This is a genomic window from Lacisediminihabitans sp. H27-G8 (assembly GCF_046156175.1).
GTDB lineage: Bacteria > Actinomycetota > Actinomycetes > Actinomycetales > Microbacteriaceae > Lacisediminihabitans.
Genome location: NZ_JAYLVL010000003.1, coordinates 203,242 through 221,562, shown reverse-complemented (window position 1 = coordinate 221,562; position 18,321 = coordinate 203,242). Strand labels below are relative to the sequence as shown.

Below are 18,321 nucleotides of genomic sequence, written 5' to 3'. Positions count from 1 at the left end.
AGGCTGCACCCATGACCGATGCTTCCTGGCGAGACCGACTGCGCGCGCTGACCGTCTTCAGCGGACAATTGCCGACCTTCGATACGGATGCCGCCCCCGCAGACCCGTCCGAGCTGCTCACGGAGTGGCTGGGCTTCGCGCTCGACGCTGGGGTGTCGCAACCCCACGCGATGACCATTGCGACCGTGAGCGCAGAGGGCGAACCATCCGCCCGCACGCTGTTGCTCAAGGATGTGACGCCCGAGGGCCTCTGGTTCGCCACCCTGTCCTCGAGCCCGAAGGGCCACGACCTCGAAGCTCACCCGCGCGCAGCGCTGCTGCTGTATTGGCGAGAGCAGGGCCGGCAGATCCGAGTGGTGGGGGATGTGGAGCCCGGGTCGCGCGAACTGGCGCGAATCGACTTCCTGAAGCGCCACCCCAACGCGCGGGCGATCGCCGCGGGCGGGCAACAGAGCCAACCACTGCCGGCCACGGAAGCCGAGTACGAGGCCGCGGTGGGTGCGGCTCGAGAGCGGATCGACGCCGATCCGGACTATGTGCCCGACGAATGGCAGGCCTACCTCGTGAGGCCGGTCGAGTTCGAGTTCTGGCAGGCCGCCCGTGAGCGCGACCAGCTGCGGCTGCGGTATCGCCTGGGCGTCGATGGCTGGACGCGCGACCTCCTCTGGCCCTGAGCGTGCGGGGCCGCACGCCGGCTCGCCGGAACGGGCGATCGGGGACACTCCGGGTCGGCGCATCGGTGCGGACTGTCCGTGATGGCCCGGAAGCGCGCCCGGCGAGCCGAGCCAGGGCAGGGCTCGCGACATCCCGCGGTAACACTCCTCTGGCAGGATCGTCGCATGCTTCGTAACGTCGCCGCCCACCTCGAACTCGACATCGCCGGTCGCACCAACATGGTGCTGAGCCTCGCCGTCGCCCAGGGAGCCGCCCTCGCCTCCGAGCGACTCGACATCAGCCTCGATGGCGTGACCCTCACCCCGGGCGAACTCGTCGATCGCCACGGCTCGCGCCTGCACCAGCTCATCAGCGACAAGGGTCGTATGACCATCGACTATGCGGCGGAGGTGACCGGACAGTCTCTGCCGGCATCGGCCGACGATCTCGACACCATCATCTACCTGCGGCCGAGCCGCTACTGCGAGTCGGACACGCTGCTGCCCACCGCGTCCTCCGAATTCCGCGGCCTCAGCGGGCTCGAACTGCTCACCGCCGTCAGCTCCTGGGTGCATGACCGCTTGTACTACGTTCCGGGATCGAGTCGCGTAACGGATGGCGCGGTGGGCACCCTTCTCGCCCGCCAGGGCGTCTGTCGCGACTACGCCCACCTCGTGATCGCGCTGCTGCGGGCTATCGACGTGCCCGCTCGCATGGCGGCGGTCTACGCTCCAGGGCTCAGTCCGATGGACTTTCATGCGGTCGCGGAAGCCTTCGTCGACGGCAACTGGCACGTGGTGGACGCCACGGGGCTCGCACCGCGCCAGAGCCTGCTGCGCATCTCCACCGGCCGGGATGCGGCGGACATCGCCTTCCTCACCAACCACTGGGCCAATCTCACCCTGCTCGACCTGCAGGTTCTGGCGATCGTGGACGAGCTGCCGGGCGATGACTTCCAGCAGCAGGTGCAGCTGCGCTGAAAACTACTTCAGCGCCCCGAGGGCGGCCGTGACCAGAGCGTTCGCGTCGGCGGCGGCTCCGAAGTAGACGGATGTCGCGACCAGCCAATACGAACCGGTGAAGACGTCGACCCGCCCGGTTCCGCCGCTCGTCGAGAAGTAGGCGGCATCACCGAGCCCCGACGCCGCAGTGCCTTTCGCTGCAGTCGCCTTCAGCGACGCGAGCTCGGGGGCGGCGGGCCGGGCCACCGCGATGGCGAAGGTGTCGCCGCTGGTCTGGTTGAGCCAGCTGCAGGCCGTGCCCTTGTCGGCGACCGCGCTCGCACCCGCAGTTCCGGCCTTCGGCGAGAAGGAGCGGTCCAGTCCGAAGTTGGGGTTGAAGTCGTAGACGGCCTGCGCGGAGACGAGGGTGTTGCACGGAATGTTCGTCGGCGTAGCGCTTGCGGTCGTCGACGGGCTCGACGTTGGTGACGGGCCGACAGACGGTGAAGCGCTCGGTGTGGAGGACGTGCTCGGCCTCGGACCGGTCGTGGACTTCGGCTCCGGGACGCAACCGGAGAGGCCGAGGGCCACGGTCGCGGCAAGCGCGGCCACGATGATGGTCGATCGCAGTCGAGTCTCGACGATGCTGTTCATAGTGTGAGAAGCCCCCCGGTAAGCGTGCCTCTATCTTCACCCAGTCTCATTCCTCGCACCGCGGGGCGCGCCAGCAAGCTGCCCGATGGCGCCCGATAGAATCGTTGCTCGTGACTCCCGCCGAACTCTCCGCCCAGCTGCTCGCCATCGTCACTGGCGCGCTCCAGCGACGGGGAGCGGATGCCTCGAGCCTGTCCCTCGACGATGTGAAGGTCGAGCGGCCCAAGAATCGTGACCACGGCGACTGGGCGTCCAACATCGCCATGAAGCTCGCGAAGCAGGTCGGTACCAACCCCCGCGAGCTCGCCCTGGAGCTCGCCGAGGGCATCCTCTCGATCCCTGGCGTCTCGGCCGTGGATGTCGCGGGCCCCGGTTTCATCAACATCAGCCTCGACGCCGCTGCGGCCGGTGCTCTCGCGAAGGCGATCGTCGAGCAGGGATCCAACTACGGCAACGGCACTCTCTACGAGGGCGTGACGATCAACCTGGAGTTCGTGTCGGCGAACCCCACCGGACCGATCCACCTCGGCGGAGTCCGTTGGGCGGCGGTGGGCGACAGCCTCGCCCGTATCTTCACTGCCGAGGGCGGAATCGTCACCCGCGAGTACTACTTCAACGACCACGGTGGCCAGATCGACAGGTTCGCCCGCAGCCTGCTGGCGAGTTACCTCGCCGAGCCCACGCCCGAAGACGGCTACGGCGGGCAGTACATCTCTGACATCGCCGCCCGGGTCGTCGAGATCGCTCCCGACGGACTCGCCACACTTCCTCGGGACGACCAGCAGGAGACCTTCCGCGCGATCGGCGTCGACCTCATGTTCGGCGACATCAAAGCGAGTCTTCACGACTTCGGCGTCGACTTCGACGTCTACTTCCACGAGAACACGCTGCACGAGAATGGCGACGTCGAGAAGGCGATCGCGCGGCTGAACGACCTCGGTCATATCTATGAGTCCGAGGGAGCGACCTGGCTCCGCACCACCGAATTCGGCGACGACAAAGACCGGGTGGTCATCAAGAGCGACGGCGAGGGTGCCTATATCTCGGGCGACCTCGCCTACTACCTCAACAAGCGCGAGCGGGGTTTCGAACGCAACCTGATCATGCTCGGAGCGGACCATCACGGCTACGTGCAGCGTCTCATGGCGATGACGGCGGCGTTCGGCGACCTTCCGCGGGTGAATCTCGAGATCCTGATCGGCCAGATGGTCAATCTGCTCAAGGACGGCACTCCGCAACGCATGAGCAAGCGTGCCGGAACTGTGGTGGTGCTCGAAGACCTCGTCGAAGCCGTGGGAGTGGATGCGGCGCGCTATGCGCTCGTGCGTTCCTCCAGCGACTCGCAGCTCGACATCGATCTCGACCTGCTGACCAAGCGCACCAACGACAATCCGGTCTTCTACGTGCAGTACGCGCATGCCCGCACCCAGTCGGTCGCCCGAAACGCCGCCGACAGCGGGGTAGACCGCAGCGCCTTCGATGCATCCCTGCTGACGCACGAGACGGAGAGCAGCCTGCTCGGTGTGCTCGCCGAATTCCCGCGCGTGGTCACCCAGGCTGCCGAGTTGCGGGAGCCGCACCGGGTCGCCCGCTACGCGGAGGAGCTCGCCGGCGCCTACCACCGCTGGTATGACAACTGCCGGGTGACGCCCCTGGGGGATGAACCGGTCAGCGATCTGCATCGCACTCGCCTGTGGCTCAACGACGCCACCGGTACGGTGTTGCGCAATGCTCTCGGGCTTCTGGGCGTCTCGGCGCCGGAGCGGATGTAGCCGATGGCGTCACAGGACGGCGAGCAGTACGACTGGAACCTCGGCCGGTCGGGGCGTGAGTACCCGGAAGACAGCGCCGCGAATGAACCGGATCCTTTCCCCTTCGTCGAGACGGAGATCGTGCGTCGGCGTGGGCGCGGTTGGATCGGGCTCGGCGTCTTTCTCGTGATCCTCGTCGTGATCGTCGTCGCTCTGGACGCGGGGGCGCGGTGGTACGCCGGCAACCTGATCGAGGCCAAGGCGCGAAGCTCTCTCTCCATCGCCGACTCGACACCGGTCACGGTCGACATCGCCGGCGCGTCAGTGCTCTACCAGGCGGCAATCGGCAAATTCGAGCGGGTGGATGTCGCGATCGCCAAGCTCGGTGTCGGCGACGTCAGTGGCAAGGCCACCCTCACGGCCACCGGGGTGCCCCTCAGCCAGTCGAAGCCGCTCGAGAGTGCTCGCCTGGCTGTCGTCACCTCACCGGAGGAACTGAAGAAGTTGCTCGCGGGGTTCACCACCCTGCCGGTCACTTCGGTCAAGATCGGGTCCGGAGCCGTGCAGATCGGCACTTCCGTCACCGCCCTCGGCGTAACAGTGCCGGTAGCGATCGCTTTCGTGCCCAAAGCGGTCGACGGCCAACTGGAGTTGACCCCGAAGTCTCTGGTGGTGAACGGTGCGACAGTCACGCCCGATGGCCTGCGATCCACTTTCGGGCCGCTCGCCGACCCGGTGCTCGCGACCCAGAAGATCTGCGTTGCCCGGTATCTGCCGAAGCAGCTTCCCCTCGACTCCGTGATCGTGAAGGGCTCTTCCCTCGAACTCGCGGTGGCGGGTAAAGCCGTCACCCTCGACCGCGCCCTCCTCACCACCAAGGGGGTGTGCGCATGACCGCCAATCCACTGGCGCCCGCGTGGCTCCGACCTCCCGCCGATGCGAATGTGCTGCCCGCGACCGTGTGGTCGCAGAACGCCGGGCGCGCGGCATCCGGGGTGCTCGAGGTGGCCGGGGTCACGGCAACCGCTCTCGCCGACGAGTTCGGAACGCCGCTCTACGTGGTCGATGAGGCCGACGTGCGCGCCCGCGCCGCCGAAGCCCGCGACTGCTTCGATCGCGAATTCGCGGCGGTCGGATCGGCCGCGAAGGTCTACTACGCGGGTAAGGCGTTCCTCTCCACCGAGATCGCCCGGTGGGTGACCGAAGCGGGGCTGTACATCGACATCTGCAGTGGGGGAGAGCTCGCGGTGGCTCTCACTGCCGGGGTCGATCCCTCCCGGCTCGGCTTCCACGGCAATAACAAGTCCCTCGCCGAGATCGACCGCGCCGTCGGTGTCGGTGTCGGTGTGCTGGTGGTCGACAGCCTCGTCGAGATCGAGCGCATCGCGGATGCCGCAGCTCGCCACTCCCGCGTTCAGAGTGTTCGGCTGCGTCTCAACAGCGGGGTGCACGCCCACACCCACGAGTACCTCGCCACGGCCCGGGAGGACCAGAAGTTCGGCATCACGCTCGCCGATGCCGCTGACGCGGTCGCTCGCATCCGTTCGCACGATTCCTTGCTCTTCCTCGGGCTGCACTCGCATATCGGCTCGCAGATCTTCGAGTCCGAGGGCTTCGTCGAGTCCGCGAAGCGACTGCTCGCCCTGCATGCCGAGCTGCTTTCCGGCGGCCCGATCCCCGAATTGAACCTCGGTGGGGGATTCGGCATCGCCTACACCTCGGTCGACACCGCCCTTCCCATGCCCGAGATCGCTGCGCGATTTGCGGGCATCGTGGCCTCCGAATGCGCGCGGCTCGACATCCCCGTGCCGCTCGTCGCCGTCGAACCGGGCCGCTCGATCGTCGGGCCGTCGACCTTCACCCTGTACGAGGTCGGAACCATCAAAGACGTCGAGGTGACCGTGGGAGAGACGACCGCCATCCGCAAATACGTGAGCGTCGACGGTGGCATGAGCGACAACATCCGCACCGCCCTCTATGCCGCGGACTACTCGGTTCGGCTGGCGAATCGTGTCTCTGATGCGCAGCCTGCCCTCGTGCGCATCGCCGGCAAGCACTGTGAGAGCGGCGACATCGTGGTGCTCGCCGACTACCTGCCGGCAGACGTCACGCCCGGAGACCTGATCGCCGTTCCTGCCACCGGTGCCTACCACTGGGCGATGGCCAGCAACTACAACTACCTCGCCCGCCCCGCCGTCGTCGCCGTGCGCGACGGAGCGGCTCGCGTGATCGTGCGCGGCGAGACCGAGGCCGACCTGCTGTCGCGTGATGCCGGGATACGCCCCAACCCGAACGGAGCACCATGATCGAGTACCGCAACCTGAGAGTGGCCCTCCTCGGCGCCGGATCGGTCGGCGCCCAAGTAGCGGCGCTGCTGCTCGAGCACGGCCCGGAACTCGCCAATCGCGCGGGCGCCGGACTGGAACTCGTGGGTGTCGCGGTGCGCGACCTCGACGCGACCCGCACGGCGGAGATCCCCAAGGAACTGCTCACGACGGATGCCGAGTCGCTCATCCTCGGCGCGGACATCGTGATCGAGCTCATGGGCGGTCTCGAGCCGGCCCGCACGCTCATCCTCCAGGCTCTCAATTCCGGGGCGGATGTGATCACGGGCAACAAGGCGCTGCTCGCGACCCACGGGCCGGAGCTCTTCGAGGCCGCGGAGCAGGTCGGCGCGCAACTCTATTACGAGGCGGCCGTCGCCGGCGCGATCCCGATCATCCGTCCGCTGCGCGACAGCCTCGCCGGCGATCGCATCAAGCGCATCCTCGGCATCGTGAACGGCACGACCAACTTCATCCTGGATCGCATGGACACGGCGGGGGAGTCCCTCGAAACGGCCCTCTCCACCGCGACCGAGCTCGGCTATGCCGAGAAGTCCGATCCCTCCGCCGACATCGAGGGCTACGACGCCGCCCAGAAGACTGCGATCCTCGCAAGCCTCGCGTTCCACACCACGGTTCCCCTCGAGTCCGTTTACCGCGAGGGAATCACCGCCGTCACACTCGAGCAGGTCGTGGCGGCGAAGAAGGCCGGGTATGTGGTCAAGCTGCTGGCGATCTGTGAGCGACTGACGGACGCCGACGGCGTGGAGGGTGTGTCTGCTCGCGTCTATCCCGCGCTGGTTCCGCGCGATCATCCGCTCGCCGCCGTCCATGGTGCCAAGAACGCGGTTTTCATCGAGGCGGAGGCCGCGGGCGATCTCATGTTCTACGGAGCCGGTGCCGGTGGCATCGAGACTGCCTCCGCCGTGCTCGGCGACCTCGTCTCTGCGGCTCGACGTCACGTGATCGGCGGCCCGGGGGTTGCGGAGTCGACGCACGCCAACCTGCCGATCCTGCCGATCTCCCGGGTGATCACCCGCTACCAGATCACCCTCAGCGTCGTGGATGCTCCGGGAGTGCTCGCCGCCGTCGCGGCACTCTTCAGCGAGCATGGGGTGTCGGTCGAAACGCTCACCCAGTCCGTCTACGGTGGCGTAATCACCTCCACGCCCACCGCTACCCTTGTGATAGGCACCCACGAGGCCTCCGAAGCCGATCTCGCGGCGACCGTTCTCGAACTCGAATCGAGCGATGTCGTCGTGCGGGTCACGTCCGTACTGAGAGTAGAAGGTTCATAATGGCCCACCAGTGGCGCGGAGTCCTCCGCGAGTACGCAGACCGTCTGAACATTTCGGACGCCACTCCGATCATCACGCTCGGCGAGGGTGGCACTCCGCTCATCCCGGCTCCCGCCCTGTCGGCTCGCACCGGCGCCAACGTCTGGGTCAAGTACGAGGGCATGAACCCCACCGGGTCGTTCAAGGACCGCGGCATGACGATGGCCGTCTCGAAGGCCGTCGAGGCCGGCGCCAAGGCCGTCATCTGCGCCTCCACGGGCAACACCTCCGCCTCTGCAGCCGCCTACGCGACCCATGCGGGCATCAAGGCCGCAGTGCTCGTGCCGGAGGGCAAGATCGCGATGGGCAAGCTCGCCCAGGCGGTCGCGCACAACGCCGAGCTGCTGCAGATCCGCGGCAACTTCGACGACTGTCTCGACATCGCGCGCGACCTCGCCGCGAACTACCCCGTGCACCTCGTCAATTCGGTGAACAACGACCGTATCGAGGGCCAGAAGACCGCGGCCTTCGAGGTTGTGGAGGTGCTCGGTGACGCGCCCGACATCCACATCGTGCCCGTCGGCAACGCCGGCAACTACACCGCGTACTCCCGGGGCTACGGCGAATCCCTCGCCCGCGGCGACTCGACGAAGCATCCGCGCATGTTCGGCTTCCAGGCATCGGGCAGCGCTCCGATCGTTCTCGGCAAGATCGTCAAGAATCCCGACACCATCGCCAGCGCGATCCGCATCGGCAACCCGGCGTCCTGGGAGCTGGCGCTCACCGCGCGAGAGCTGACCAACGGCTATTTCGGAGCGATCTCCGACACGCACATCCTCGAGGCATACCGCATCCTCTCTGCCGAGGTCGGCATCTTCGTGGAGCCCGCCTCGGCGATCAGCGTCGCCGGCCTGCTGGAGCGCGCCGCGGCCGGAGAGATCCCGAAGGGATCCACTGTCGTGCTCACGGTCACCGGCCACGGCCTCAAGGACCCGCAGTGGGCTCTCAAGAGCGCTGACGGGTCGGATGTCACCCCCACGGTCGTCGCGAATGACACCGACGAGGTGGCCGGCGTGCTCGGTCTCGCCAAAGTCAGCGTGTGAACGCAGCCGATTCATCGTCGGCCTCGGTCGAGGAGTTCGCCGGAAGGTCGGTGACCGTGCGCGTCCCCGCGACCACGGCCAATCTCGGACCGGGGTTCGACACCCTCGGCCTGGCGCTGTCGCTCTACGACGAACTCACCGTCACGGTGCGGGATGCGCCGGGGGCGACGGTGGAGGTCATCGGGGTCGGGGCGGGCGAGGTGCCCACCGACGAGTCCAACCTCGTGGTCACCGCCATCGCCTATACCTTCGCGGCCTACTCGCAACCGCTGCCGGGTCTCGACCTCGTGGCGCGCAACAACATCCCGCACGGCCGGGGACTCGGGTCATCCGGGGCCGCGATCGTCTCGGGCATCATGGCGGCTAAGGGCCTGCTCGACGGCATCGTCGACATCGACTCCGGCGCCCTGCTCGCCCTCGCGACCGCTCTCGAGGGGCATCCCGACAACGTCGCACCCGCACTCTTCGGTGGTCTCACCATTGCCTGGACCACGGATGCCGGCCCGCAGCACAAGAAGCTCATCGTGCACCGCGGCGTCTCCCCGCTCATCGCGGTGCCGGAGTCGACCATGTCGACCGAGCTCGCCCGAAGCCTGCGACCGGCCTCGGTGCCCCACGAAGACGCGATCTTCAATGTCTCGCGTTCGGCCCTGCTGATCGCCGCCCTGATCCAGAGTCCCGAATTGCTGCTCGCGGCCACGGAGGACAAACTGCACCAGAGTTACCGCGCCGCCGCGATGCCGGAGACCGAATCGCTCATCCTCGAACTCCGCTCCCACGGGCTTCCGGCCGTGGTCTCCGGTGCCGGTCCGTCGATCCTCGTGCTGTGCAGCGACCCCGCCCAGCGGCTCGTCGCCGCCGAGCTGATCGCCGCACGATCCGGCTCGCCGTGGCAGTCGCTCCTGCTGGCCATCGACTTCAAAGGTGCTACAGTGTCAATGCATCCGGTAGAAAATTCGGGCTAACCGAAACCCCCGGACAGCACACTCACCAGACAACACATTCACAGGCGTCAGCTTCGTTATTCACCAGTGCCTTCCCGCGCAGTTGCGAACATTCGTACAGGCGCTACCCGAAGCGAAAGCGCCGAACGTCAAACCCTCCCGCAAGGCTCAGTCGCACCTGTCAGGTGCGGACCTTGTTCGGGGAAAGGAACCCTCTTAGTGACTGACCTCACTGTCCGTGCCGCAGGTACAGACTCCATCGCCCTCGCCAAACTCCGCCTTCCCGAGCTCCAGGCTCTCGCGGCCGAGCTCGGCCTCAGTGGCTCGTCCAAACTTCGTAAAGGAGAACTCGTGGATGCCATCTCCGAGATCCAGAACAACAAAGCACGCCCCGTCGCTTCCGAGCCGGTCGCTGACGCACCGGTAGGTGACGCAGTGGTCACCGACGCGCCTGTCGCTGATGCGCCGGTTGCCAAGAAGCGGGCGTCGCGCCGCGCCAGCACCTCGATTGTGGATGCTGCCGCCGCCGAAGCGCCCGTCATCGAGTCGACACAGCACGAGCCGCGCCGTGCGGCGGCAGCCCGCTCCGCCGGGAAGGCGGAGCCGAAGTCGGTCACCCGCCACGTGAACCGTGCGGAAAACGGTCTCGACCGCATCCCCGGCCAGGAGGCCGAGCGGGCCGCCGTCGCGGACTCGCAGCAGACCGGTGGCCTCGACCGCATCCCCGGCCAGGAAGCCGAGCGCATCGCGCTGGCCGACGCCGCTCTTTCCGCCGGTCTCGACCGCATCCCCGGCCAGGAGGCCGAGCGGGCCGCCGTCGCGGACTCGCAGCAGGCCGATGGCCTCGACCGCATTCCCGGCCAGGAAGCCGAAGCGGAGGCGCAGGCCGATGACGCCCAGCCCACCCGCAACTCGCGCAACCGCAACCGCAACCGCGGCGGAGATCGCCAGCAGGGCGACCGCCAGCAGGGCGATGCCTCGGCCCAGGGCCAGAACGGCCAGAACGGCCAGAACGGCCAGAACGGCCAGAACGGCCAGGCTGCCCAGAACAACCAGAACCAGAACCAGAACGGCCAGAACGGTGAGCAGTCCGAGGGACAGCGCGCCAATGGTCGCAATGCGAACAACCGCAACCAGCAGAACAACCAGGGTGGTGGCCAGCAGAACGGCAACTCCCGCCAGCAGGGCAACGACCGCCAGCAGCAGAACAACAACGACCGCAGCGGCAACAACGACCGCAACCAGCAGCAGCTGCTCGAGGACGACGACCGCGGCGGCCGCAACCGCTACCGTGACCGTAAGCGCCGCGGCGCCGGCGGCAATGACGACTTCGAGCCCGAGATCACCGAGGATGACGTGCTCATCCCGGTCGCCGGCATCCTCGACGTGCTCGACAACTATGCCTTCGTGCGCACGAGCGGCTACCTGCCGGGCAACAACGACGTCTACGTCTCCCTCGGACAGGTGAAGAAGTACAACCTGCGCAAGGGTGATGCCGTGGTCGGAGCCATCCGCCAGCCGCGCGAGAACGACAACTCCGGTCGCCAGAAGTACAACGCGATCGTGAAGATCGACTCGATCAACGGACTGCCCATCGAGCAGGCCGCCGACCGTGTCGAGTTCGGCAAGCTGACCCCGCTCTACCCCTCGGAGCGCCTGCGCCTCGAGACCGAGTCGGGCAAGCTCACCACTCGCATCATCGACCTCGTGTCCCCGATCGGGAAGGGCCAGCGCGGCCTCATCGTCTCGCCGCCCAAGGCAGGCAAGACGCTCGTGCTGCAGGCCATCGCCAACGCCATCGCCAAGAACAACCCCGAGGTGCACCTCATGGTCGTGCTGGTCGACGAGCGTCCGGAAGAGGTCACCGACATGCAGCGCACGGTCAAGGGTGAGGTCATCGCCTCCACCTTCGATCGCCCCGCAGAAGACCACACCACGGTCGCCGAACTCGCCATCGAGCGTGCCAAGCGTCTCGTCGAGCTCGGTCACGACGTCGTCGTGCTGCTCGACTCGATCACCCGCCTCGGCCGCGCCTACAACCTGGCCGCTCCGGCCTCCGGGCGCATCCTGTCCGGTGGTGTCGACTCCTCGGCTCTCTACCCGCCGAAGCGTTTCTTCGGTGCCGCTCGGAATATCGAGGACGGCGGATCGCTCACGATCCTCGCCACCGCGCTCGTCGAGACCGGATCCAAGATGGACGAGGTCATCTTCGAAGAGTTCAAGGGCACCGGGAACATGGAGCTGAGGCTTTCACGTCAGCTCGCTGACAAGCGCATCTTCCCGGCCGTCGACGTGAACGCCTCTGGCACCCGGCGCGAGGAGATGCTCATGGGCGTCGACGAGACGAAGATCAACTGGAAGCTCCGTCGGGCACTCGCCGGACTCGAGACCCAGCAGGCCCTCGAGCTCGTACTCACGCAGCTGAAGGACACCTCGTCGAACGTCGAGTTCCTCATGAAGATCCAGAAGTCGCTTCCGGGCGCATCCGGGTCGAAAGAGGACTAGTACCGATGGCAGACTCTGGTGTCTTCGAGTCGGTGAAGACCCTCTTGGTCGAGCATGCGGACCTTCAGGAACAGCTTGCCGACCCCGAACTCCACTCCAACCCGGCCAAGTCGAAGAAGGTCAATCGGCGCTACGCCGAGCTCAGCCGCATCGTCGACGCCTACAACCGGTGGATGGCGCTCACTGACGACTTCGAGGCTGCCACCGAGATGGCGGCAGACGACGAATCCTTCGCAGCGGAGCTTCCGAACATCAAGTCGGAGCTCGACGTGATGGAGGAGCGCCTGCGCCGACTGCTCATTCCGCGGGATCCCAACGACGGTCGTGACGTGATCATGGAGATCAAGATGGGAGAGGGCGGCGCAGAGTCCGCGCTCTTCGCCGGCGATCTGCTGCGCATGTACCTGCACTATGCGGAGTCCAAGAAGTGGAAGACCGAGATCATCGAGCAGACCTCGAGCGACCTCGGCGGCATCAAGGACGTGCAGCTCGCCATCAAGGGCAACTCGACCGACCCTGCCGAGGGCGTCTGGGCGCACCTCAAGTACGAGGGCGGGGTGCACCGCGTGCAGCGCGTGCCCGCGACCGAGTCGCAGGGGCGCATCCACACCTCTGCAGCGGGCGTGCTCGTGTTCCCAGAGGTGGATGAGCCGGAAGAGGTCGAGATCAGCCAGAACGATCTCAAGATCGACGTCTACCGGTCGAGCGGCCCGGGCGGCCAGTCGGTGAACACCACCGACTCCGCCGTGCGCATCACCCACCTTCCCACCGGCATCGTCGTGGCCATGCAGAACGAGAAATCGCAGCTGCAGAACCGTGAGGCCGGCATGCGCGTGCTGCGGGCCCGCGTGCTCGCACGTCAGCAGGAGGAGATCGACGCCGCGGCTTCAGTCGTGCGCAAGAGCCAGATCCGCACGATGGACCGGTCAGAGCGCATCCGCACGTACAACTTCCCCGAGAACCGTATCGCCGACCACCGCACGGGCTACAAGGCCTACAACCTCGATGCCGTGATGAACGGTGCTCTCGAGCCGGTCATCCAGAGCGATATCGAAGCGGATGAAGAGTCGCGTCTCGAGGCCCTGGCCGGAGACGCCGACTAGTCTCGCCTCGCCCCGCGCCATGACCACTCCGGAAGTCCCCACAGTCTCGACGACGCTCCTCCGCGCCGTCGAACTGCTCACCCGGGCGGGTGTTCCCTCTCCCGACGTCGATGCCGAGCTGTTGCTCGGTTTCGTGCTCGGGATGAGTCGTGGTGAGGTGCAGGCGAAGGCCATCACCGGCACGGCCATCTCGGTCGCGGATGCGGCGACGATCTCCGCCTTCGTGGAGCGTCGAGCGGCTCGAGAACCGCTCCAGCACATCACCGGCAGGGCACCGTTCCGGTCGCTCGAGCTCGCGGTGGGGCCCGGCGTGTTCGTGCCGCGGCCCGAGACCGAGCAGGTGGCGCAGTTCGCGATCGACGCCCTCCGCGCGGCCGCGACTCCAGAGCCGATCGGTATCGACCTCGGCACCGGCAGTGGCGCGATCGCGCTTGCTCTCGCCACCGAGGTGCCCCACGCCCGGGTCTATGGCGTGGAGAATTCACCCGAGGCATTCATCTGGACGCGGCAGAATTTCCGCGAGAGCGGCGCAGAGAACGCTCGCGCCGTGTTCGTGGACCTCGCCGCGGCCCTGCCGGAGCTCGACGGCACCGTATCGGTGGTCATCTCGAACCCTCCCTACATTCCCCTCGGCGCGATCCCGCGCGACCCGGAGGTGCGTCTCTTCGATCCCGAGCACGCGCTCTATGGCGGTAAGGACGGGCTGGATGTCGTGCGTCAGGTCTCACACACCGCCCGGCGCCTGCTGCACCAGGGCGGCACCCTCGTGCTGGAGCACGGCGAGCTTCAGGCGGCCGCGATTTCGGGCATCCTCGCCGCCGATGGCTGGCGCGCGATCGCCTCGCACCCGGACTTCCTCGGGCGGGACCGCTCGACGACCGCCCTGCGCTGAGGCGCGAGTCTCCGCCGGGGCATCGCCTCCCGAGCAGCAACTCCGTCAGGGCGGGCCAGTGCGGACACTCCGGGCTGGCACGCCAGCCCGTACAGACCGCACTCGCCCGGTTTCGGGAGAAAGGCGCTGCCCTGCGATGGAGCTACTCTTCCGACGCCTCCAGGGCCGCAGTGCACTCCGCGATTGCCTCGGCGGCCCACGTGCGCTGGTCTTCCGTGCCCACGAGGTCGGCCCAGCGGGATGCCTCGGTGAAAGACTCGAGCGCCGCGGAGGGGTCGCCGGCCTCAAGCCGATACCAGCCGAGATTGCTGTGCAGCGAAACGAGCCAGCGGCGGGTGCGTGGATCGGGTGACTCCTCGGCGACGGCCGCGGCCTGCGCGGTCCAGTCCTCCGCGCCGTCCGGGTCGACGATCGCGAGCATGTGCAGCGCATCCACCCGCAGGAAGAGCAGGTCGGCGCGGTGGGCGATCGACGCGGCCTGGCGGAACAGCCCGGCCGCGGCATCCGGATGCCCGGAGCCGTTCATGAGGCGGCCAGACTCGAGAAGCACCCGCACTCCCACCACCGGAGCTCCGTCATCGAGCTCGATGAGCAGCGCCGCGGCCTCGTCGAATCGTCCCTCGAGGCCGATGGCTCGGGCAAGCTGGGTCGTCAGCTCGGCACGTTCGGTGTCATCCCAGGGGCCGCCCCGCTCCAGTTCGACCCGGAAGCGCGACTCGGACTGCGCCGGATCGTCGAACAGCCACAGTTCGTCGAGCGTCGCCTGTTCGAGCATGGTCAGTCCCTCCGTGCCTCCGCGAACGCTTCGATCGCGGCGAGGAGTGCAGGAGCATCGGTGAAATGGTGGGCCGTGATTCCGATACTCGCAGCTCCGTCGATATTCTCCCGCATGTCGTCGGCGAAGAAGGTGTCCTGGGCGTCGATCGAGTAGCGGGCGAGCACGCTCCGGAACACCTCCGGTTCGGGCTTGCGTGCTCCGTAATCCGAGGAGGTATAGAGGTGATCGCCGAACACCGAAACGAGCTCGGGGGCGAGTTCCCGCAGGTATTTGCCGGTCAGGGGGCCGTTGTTCGTCAGCAGGGTGACCTGCCCCAGCTCGGCGGCCCTCCGCACGGCGGCGATCGAATCGCGCCAGGGTTCCATCGCGGAACCGCGAATCCGCACCCAATCGGCTTCGGACACCTCGAACCCGATCGCGTCGTTGAACGCGGCAAGGTAGACCTCCGCAGAGGCGAAACCACCCGCCTCCGCCGCGATCTCGCCCTCCTCATGCCACCAGCGTTCCCGCAACTGCTCGAGGGAGAGGCCGGTGAGTTCGGTCATGCCAGCCATCCGCCGTTGCCAGTCGTAGCCGTACAGCACTTCGTCCATGTCGAAGATGAAGAGCAGCATCAGGTGTTCCGGCTGGCGAAACGGGAGATGGCCTGGTCGAGTGCAGCGCTCTGCGGCACCCCATCCAGATAGACGAGCTGATGGGCGTGGATGCCGACGGCGCGCGTATCCTCTACGTTCTCCGCCGAGTCGTCGACGAAGAAGCTGTCTTCCGCTCGCGCTCCATAGCCTCCGGCCCACCACGTCTTGGCGAGGTGGTACTGGCTCACTCCGGTGACGAGGCTGAGCGACGGCAGCCGGAAATGGAAGTCGTAGGCATACAGGGTCTTGTCGAAATCGAAGAGATACAGGTCCACAGGGCTCCTACCGGTCACCCGATTGTCTCAGGCTGCGCTGGAGGTGATGTCAACGCAGAAGCCATCGAACAGCTGGAAGTAGGATGTCTAGCGATATGGCGACGATCTATAACTGCTCGGAGCAGGACGAACTTCTCACCGGAATGCGGCTCGCACGGGTCGCCATCGGCCGGGGGGAACTCGTGGTGTTCCCCACCGACACCGTCTACGGCCTCGCCGTCGACGCCTTCAACACCTATGGGGTGCAGCGTCTTCTCGATGCCAAGGGACGCACCAGGCAGTCGCCCCCGCCGGTGCTCATCCCGGGCATCCCGACCCTCGACGCTCTCGCCGAGACGGTACCGCCGGAGGTCCGTGCCCTCGTGGCGGAGTTCTGGCCGGGTGGCCTCACGGTGATCCTTCCCGCCAACCCCTCTCTCGACTGGGACCTGGGCGAGACCGGGGGAACCGTCGCGCTCCGGATGCCGAACAACCGCCTCGCGCTCGAACTGCTGTCGGAGACCGGTCCGCTCGCCGTGTCCTCTGCCAACCTCACCGGGGAGATCGCGGCGCGCACCGCCCAGGATGCGGAGCGGATGCTGGGCGACAGCGTCGAGGTCTACCTGGACGGCGGAGAGGTCGGCCTCGACTACGAAGCGGCCGGACTGGGATCGACTATCGTCGACGCGACCGGCCTGATCGACGGTGGCGCCCTCAAGATCGTTCGCCACGGGGTGATCACCGAGGCCCGGATCGAAGCCGTTCTCGAGAAGTTCAGCGCCGAGAACGCGCCGTGAGATTCATCATCTACGTCGCCGCCGGCGGTCTCTCCGCCGTGGTGACGTTCGTGCTCGCGACAGCGGTCGCGAGGCTGGGCATGAAATACCGGCTCTATCCCGCCATCCGCGACCGGGACGTACACAAGCGCCCGACACCGCGCCTCGGGGGTATCGCCATGTTCATCGGTATCCTCACCGCCTTCGGGGTGGCGTCCCAGCTGCCCCAGTTCCACCTCATCTTCGCCAAACCGGGTCCGATCTTCGCGATCCTCGGATCGGCGCTCATCATCGTACTCATCGGTGTCGCCGACGACATCTGGGATCTCGACTGGGTCACCAAACTCGCCGGGCAGATCATCGCCGCCGGGCTCCTCGCCTGGCAGGGCGTGCAGCTGACCACGCTCCCGATCGTCGGGGGCGTTGTCGTTCTCTCCTCCTACACAGGGCTGATCATCACGGTCTTCGCGATCGTGCTCGTGATGAACGCCATCAACTTCATCGACGGGCTGGACGGCCTGGTCGCCGGAGTCGCGATCATCGCCAACGGTGCCTTCTTCATCTACAGCTACATCCTCGTGACCCGCAGTGCGGCAGCGGAATACTTCAATCTCGCGCTGCTCATCTCGGCGGTTCTGATCGGAGCCTGCGTCGGCTTCCTTCCGCTGAACTGGCACCCGGCCAAGCTGTTCATGGGGGATGCCGGGGCGCTCCTCGTCGGCCTGCTGATGGCGACTTCCGCGATCTCCGTCACCGGTCAGGTCGATCTCGCCGCACTGCAGTTCACCAAGCAGCTCGTGCCCGCGTTCATCCCGATCCTGCTTCCCCTCGCCATCCTGATCATTCCGCTGCTCGACTTCGCTCTCGCGATCTTCCGCCGCCTTCGGGCGGGAAAGTCGCCCTTCAGCGCCGACCGCAAGCACCTCCATCACCGGTTGCTGGATATGGGCCATTCAGACATCCATGCGGTGTTGATCTTCTACTCCTGGACCGCAGTGGTGTCGATCGGATGCCTGCTCTTCATGTTCTTCGACGCCATCTGGGGCGTGCTGTTCATCATCGTCGGCCTCGTCATCTGCACAGCCTTCACTCTGGCGCCCCTCACCCGCCGCAAGTCCGTCGAGGCCTCCGTTCAACTCGCCAGTGCAGACAACGACGCCGAGGCGGCCGCATCCCGGTTCGACCCCCTCGATGAGGCGGCCTATGACGCTGCACCCACCGACACCCCCACGAAGGAAGCATCATGAGCGCGATTCCCATCCTCAAGCGGATCCTGGCCTACGGCGGTATCCTCGCGCTCGCCATCGCGGTGGTCGGTTCGGTCGTCGGACTCATCTTCGCCGGGGGAATCGGCCTCGTCAGCGCGCTCATCGGCACGGTGATGGCCGTCGTCTTTCTCGGCATCACGACAGCGAGCATCGTCCTTGCCACGAAGGTCGCGAAGGGCGACCTGCTGAGCGTCGCCTTCTTCGGGATCGTGATGGGTGCGTGGCTCGTCAAACTGATCGTCTTCATCGTGTTGATCGTTCTTCTCAAGGACCAGCCGTGGATCCAGACCCAGGTACTGTTCCTCACCGTGGTGGTCGCCGTGATCGGGACCCTCGTCGTGGATGTGGTGGTTATCGCGCGCTCGCGAATGCCCTATGTCAGCGACGTCAGCCTGCCCACGGATGCCGCCGCAACCGCCGACCGACAGCAGTAGAGGTTCGGCTGGCCCCATTCTCTTGATA

Annotated in this window: 18 protein-coding genes; 14 read left to right on the top strand and 4 right to left on the bottom strand. The window is 66.8% G+C overall.

Annotated elements, in window-relative coordinates; translation table 11 throughout:
* Positions 1-11: 11 nt before the first annotated feature.
* Complete coding sequence (locus VLI63_RS10355) at positions 12-674, top strand: pyridoxal 5'-phosphate synthase (RefSeq protein ID WP_409156786.1); 663 nt, start codon at positions 12-14, stop codon at positions 672-674.
* A 165-nt stretch (positions 675-839) separates the two neighbouring features.
* Positions 840-1,634 (top strand): transglutaminase-like domain-containing protein, encoded by a 795-nt coding sequence (locus VLI63_RS10350; RefSeq protein WP_409156785.1) that lies wholly within the window; start codon positions 840-842, stop codon positions 1,632-1,634.
* A gap of 3 nt (positions 1,635-1,637) precedes the next feature.
* On the opposite strand, the gene VLI63_RS10345 is transcribed toward VLI63_RS10350, so the two are convergent.
* Entirely contained in the window at positions 1,638-2,249 is a 612-nt protein-coding gene (locus VLI63_RS10345; RefSeq protein ID WP_409156784.1) for an arginyl-tRNA synthetase, read from the bottom strand.
* A gap of 110 nt (positions 2,250-2,359) precedes the next feature.
* Here VLI63_RS10345 and argS point away from each other — a divergent pair, with 110 nt between their 5' ends.
* From argS to prmC, 9 genes are all read left to right on the top strand, one after another.
* Complete coding sequence (argS, locus tag VLI63_RS10340; protein ID WP_409156783.1) at positions 2,360-4,021, top strand: arginine--tRNA ligase; 1,662 nt, start codon at positions 2,360-2,362, stop codon at positions 4,019-4,021.
* Between the two features lie 3 nt (positions 4,022-4,024).
* A complete protein-coding gene (locus tag VLI63_RS10335) occupies positions 4,025-4,894 on the top strand; it encodes a DUF2993 domain-containing protein (RefSeq protein WP_409156782.1) in 870 nt (289 codons plus the stop codon).
* Entirely contained in the window at positions 4,891-6,306 is a 1,416-nt protein-coding gene (gene lysA / locus VLI63_RS10330; RefSeq protein ID WP_409156781.1) for a diaminopimelate decarboxylase, read from the top strand. Before VLI63_RS10335 ends, lysA begins: the two co-directional genes overlap by 4 nt.
* Entirely contained in the window at positions 6,303-7,622 is a 1,320-nt protein-coding gene (locus VLI63_RS10325) for a homoserine dehydrogenase (RefSeq protein ID WP_409156780.1), read from the top strand. Before lysA ends, VLI63_RS10325 begins: the two co-directional genes overlap by 4 nt.
* Positions 7,622-8,704, top strand: a complete 1,083-nt coding sequence (gene thrC / locus VLI63_RS10320) for a threonine synthase (RefSeq protein WP_409156779.1) — start codon at positions 7,622-7,624, stop codon at positions 8,702-8,704. The genes VLI63_RS10325 and thrC overlap by 1 nt, the downstream gene beginning before the upstream one ends.
* Complete coding sequence (thrB, locus tag VLI63_RS10315; protein ID WP_409156778.1) at positions 8,701-9,669, top strand: homoserine kinase; 969 nt, start codon at positions 8,701-8,703, stop codon at positions 9,667-9,669. Before thrC ends, thrB begins: the two co-directional genes overlap by 4 nt.
* 198 nt (positions 9,670-9,867) lie before the next feature.
* Positions 9,868-12,153, top strand: a complete 2,286-nt coding sequence (gene rho, locus VLI63_RS10310) for a transcription termination factor Rho (protein ID WP_409156777.1) — start codon at positions 9,868-9,870, stop codon at positions 12,151-12,153.
* Positions 12,154-12,158: 5 nt separating this feature from the next.
* Positions 12,159-13,256, top strand: a complete 1,098-nt coding sequence (gene prfA / locus VLI63_RS10305) for a peptide chain release factor 1 (protein ID WP_409156776.1) — start codon at positions 12,159-12,161, stop codon at positions 13,254-13,256.
* A 19-nt stretch (positions 13,257-13,275) separates the two neighbouring features.
* The gene (gene prmC, locus VLI63_RS10300) at positions 13,276-14,148 is read left to right on the top strand and encodes a peptide chain release factor N(5)-glutamine methyltransferase (RefSeq protein ID WP_409156775.1); all 873 of its coding nucleotides are present in this window, start codon (positions 13,276-13,278) and stop codon (positions 14,146-14,148) included.
* A 142-nt stretch (positions 14,149-14,290) separates the two neighbouring features.
* Here the strand turns inward: prmC and VLI63_RS10295 are convergent, their stop codons facing one another.
* From VLI63_RS10295 to VLI63_RS10285, 3 genes are read right to left on the bottom strand one after another with little or no spacing between them, the layout of a single operon-like run.
* Positions 14,291-14,923, bottom strand: a complete 633-nt coding sequence (locus VLI63_RS10295; RefSeq protein WP_409156774.1) for a hypothetical protein — start codon at positions 14,921-14,923, stop codon at positions 14,291-14,293.
* 2 nt (positions 14,924-14,925) lie between these two features.
* Complete coding sequence (locus tag VLI63_RS10290) at positions 14,926-15,540, bottom strand: HAD-IA family hydrolase (protein WP_409156773.1); 615 nt, start codon at positions 15,538-15,540, stop codon at positions 14,926-14,928.
* Positions 15,540-15,836 (bottom strand): hypothetical protein, encoded by a 297-nt coding sequence (locus VLI63_RS10285; RefSeq protein ID WP_409156772.1) that lies wholly within the window; start codon positions 15,834-15,836, stop codon positions 15,540-15,542. The genes VLI63_RS10290 and VLI63_RS10285 overlap by 1 nt, the downstream gene beginning before the upstream one ends.
* A 95-nt stretch (positions 15,837-15,931) precedes the next feature.
* Between VLI63_RS10285 and VLI63_RS10280 the strand changes: the two genes are divergently transcribed.
* Genes VLI63_RS10280 through VLI63_RS10270 form a run of 3 tightly spaced genes read left to right on the top strand, consistent with a single transcriptional unit; the run spans position 15,932 to position 18,293 of the window.
* Positions 15,932-16,612 carry an L-threonylcarbamoyladenylate synthase gene (locus VLI63_RS10280; protein ID WP_409156771.1) on the top strand — a complete coding sequence of 227 codons (681 nt, stop codon included), beginning with the start codon at positions 15,932-15,934 and terminating at the stop codon, positions 16,610-16,612.
* A complete protein-coding gene (locus VLI63_RS10275) occupies positions 16,609-17,838 on the top strand; it encodes an MraY family glycosyltransferase (protein ID WP_409156770.1) in 1,230 nt (409 codons plus the stop codon). The genes VLI63_RS10280 and VLI63_RS10275 overlap by 4 nt, the downstream gene beginning before the upstream one ends.
* Positions 17,835-18,293, top strand: a complete 459-nt coding sequence (locus VLI63_RS10270; RefSeq protein WP_409156769.1) for a hypothetical protein — start codon at positions 17,835-17,837, stop codon at positions 18,291-18,293. The genes VLI63_RS10275 and VLI63_RS10270 overlap by 4 nt, the downstream gene beginning before the upstream one ends.
* Positions 18,294-18,321 lie beyond the last annotated feature (28 nt).

Excerpts from the sequence above, each read along its gene's own strand:
- VLI63_RS10355 (WP_409156786.1), top strand. The coding sequence starts at position 12 with ATGACCGATGCTTCCTGGCGAGACCGACTGCGCGCGCTGACCGTCTTC.
- VLI63_RS10350 (WP_409156785.1), top strand. The coding sequence starts at position 840 with ATGCTTCGTAACGTCGCCGCCCACCTCGAACTCGACATCGCCGGTCGC.
- VLI63_RS10345 (WP_409156784.1), bottom strand. The coding sequence starts at position 2,249 with ATGAACAGCATCGTCGAGACTCGACTGCGATCGACCATCATCGTGGCC.
- VLI63_RS10335 (WP_409156782.1), top strand. The coding sequence starts at position 4,025 with ATGGCGTCACAGGACGGCGAGCAGTACGACTGGAACCTCGGCCGGTCG.
- lysA (WP_409156781.1), top strand. The coding sequence starts at position 4,891 with ATGACCGCCAATCCACTGGCGCCCGCGTGGCTCCGACCTCCCGCCGAT.
- VLI63_RS10325 (WP_409156780.1), top strand. The coding sequence starts at position 6,303 with ATGATCGAGTACCGCAACCTGAGAGTGGCCCTCCTCGGCGCCGGATCG.
- thrC (WP_409156779.1), top strand. The coding sequence starts at position 7,622 with ATGGCCCACCAGTGGCGCGGAGTCCTCCGCGAGTACGCAGACCGTCTG.
- prfA (WP_409156776.1), top strand. The coding sequence starts at position 12,159 with ATGGCAGACTCTGGTGTCTTCGAGTCGGTGAAGACCCTCTTGGTCGAG.
- prmC (WP_409156775.1), top strand. The coding sequence starts at position 13,276 with ATGACCACTCCGGAAGTCCCCACAGTCTCGACGACGCTCCTCCGCGCC.
- VLI63_RS10295 (WP_409156774.1), bottom strand. The coding sequence starts at position 14,923 with ATGCTCGAACAGGCGACGCTCGACGAACTGTGGCTGTTCGACGATCCG.
- VLI63_RS10290 (WP_409156773.1), bottom strand. The coding sequence starts at position 15,540 with ATGCTGCTCTTCATCTTCGACATGGACGAAGTGCTGTACGGCTACGAC.
- VLI63_RS10280 (WP_409156771.1), top strand. The coding sequence starts at position 15,932 with ATGGCGACGATCTATAACTGCTCGGAGCAGGACGAACTTCTCACCGGA.
- VLI63_RS10270 (WP_409156769.1), top strand. The coding sequence starts at position 17,835 with ATGAGCGCGATTCCCATCCTCAAGCGGATCCTGGCCTACGGCGGTATC.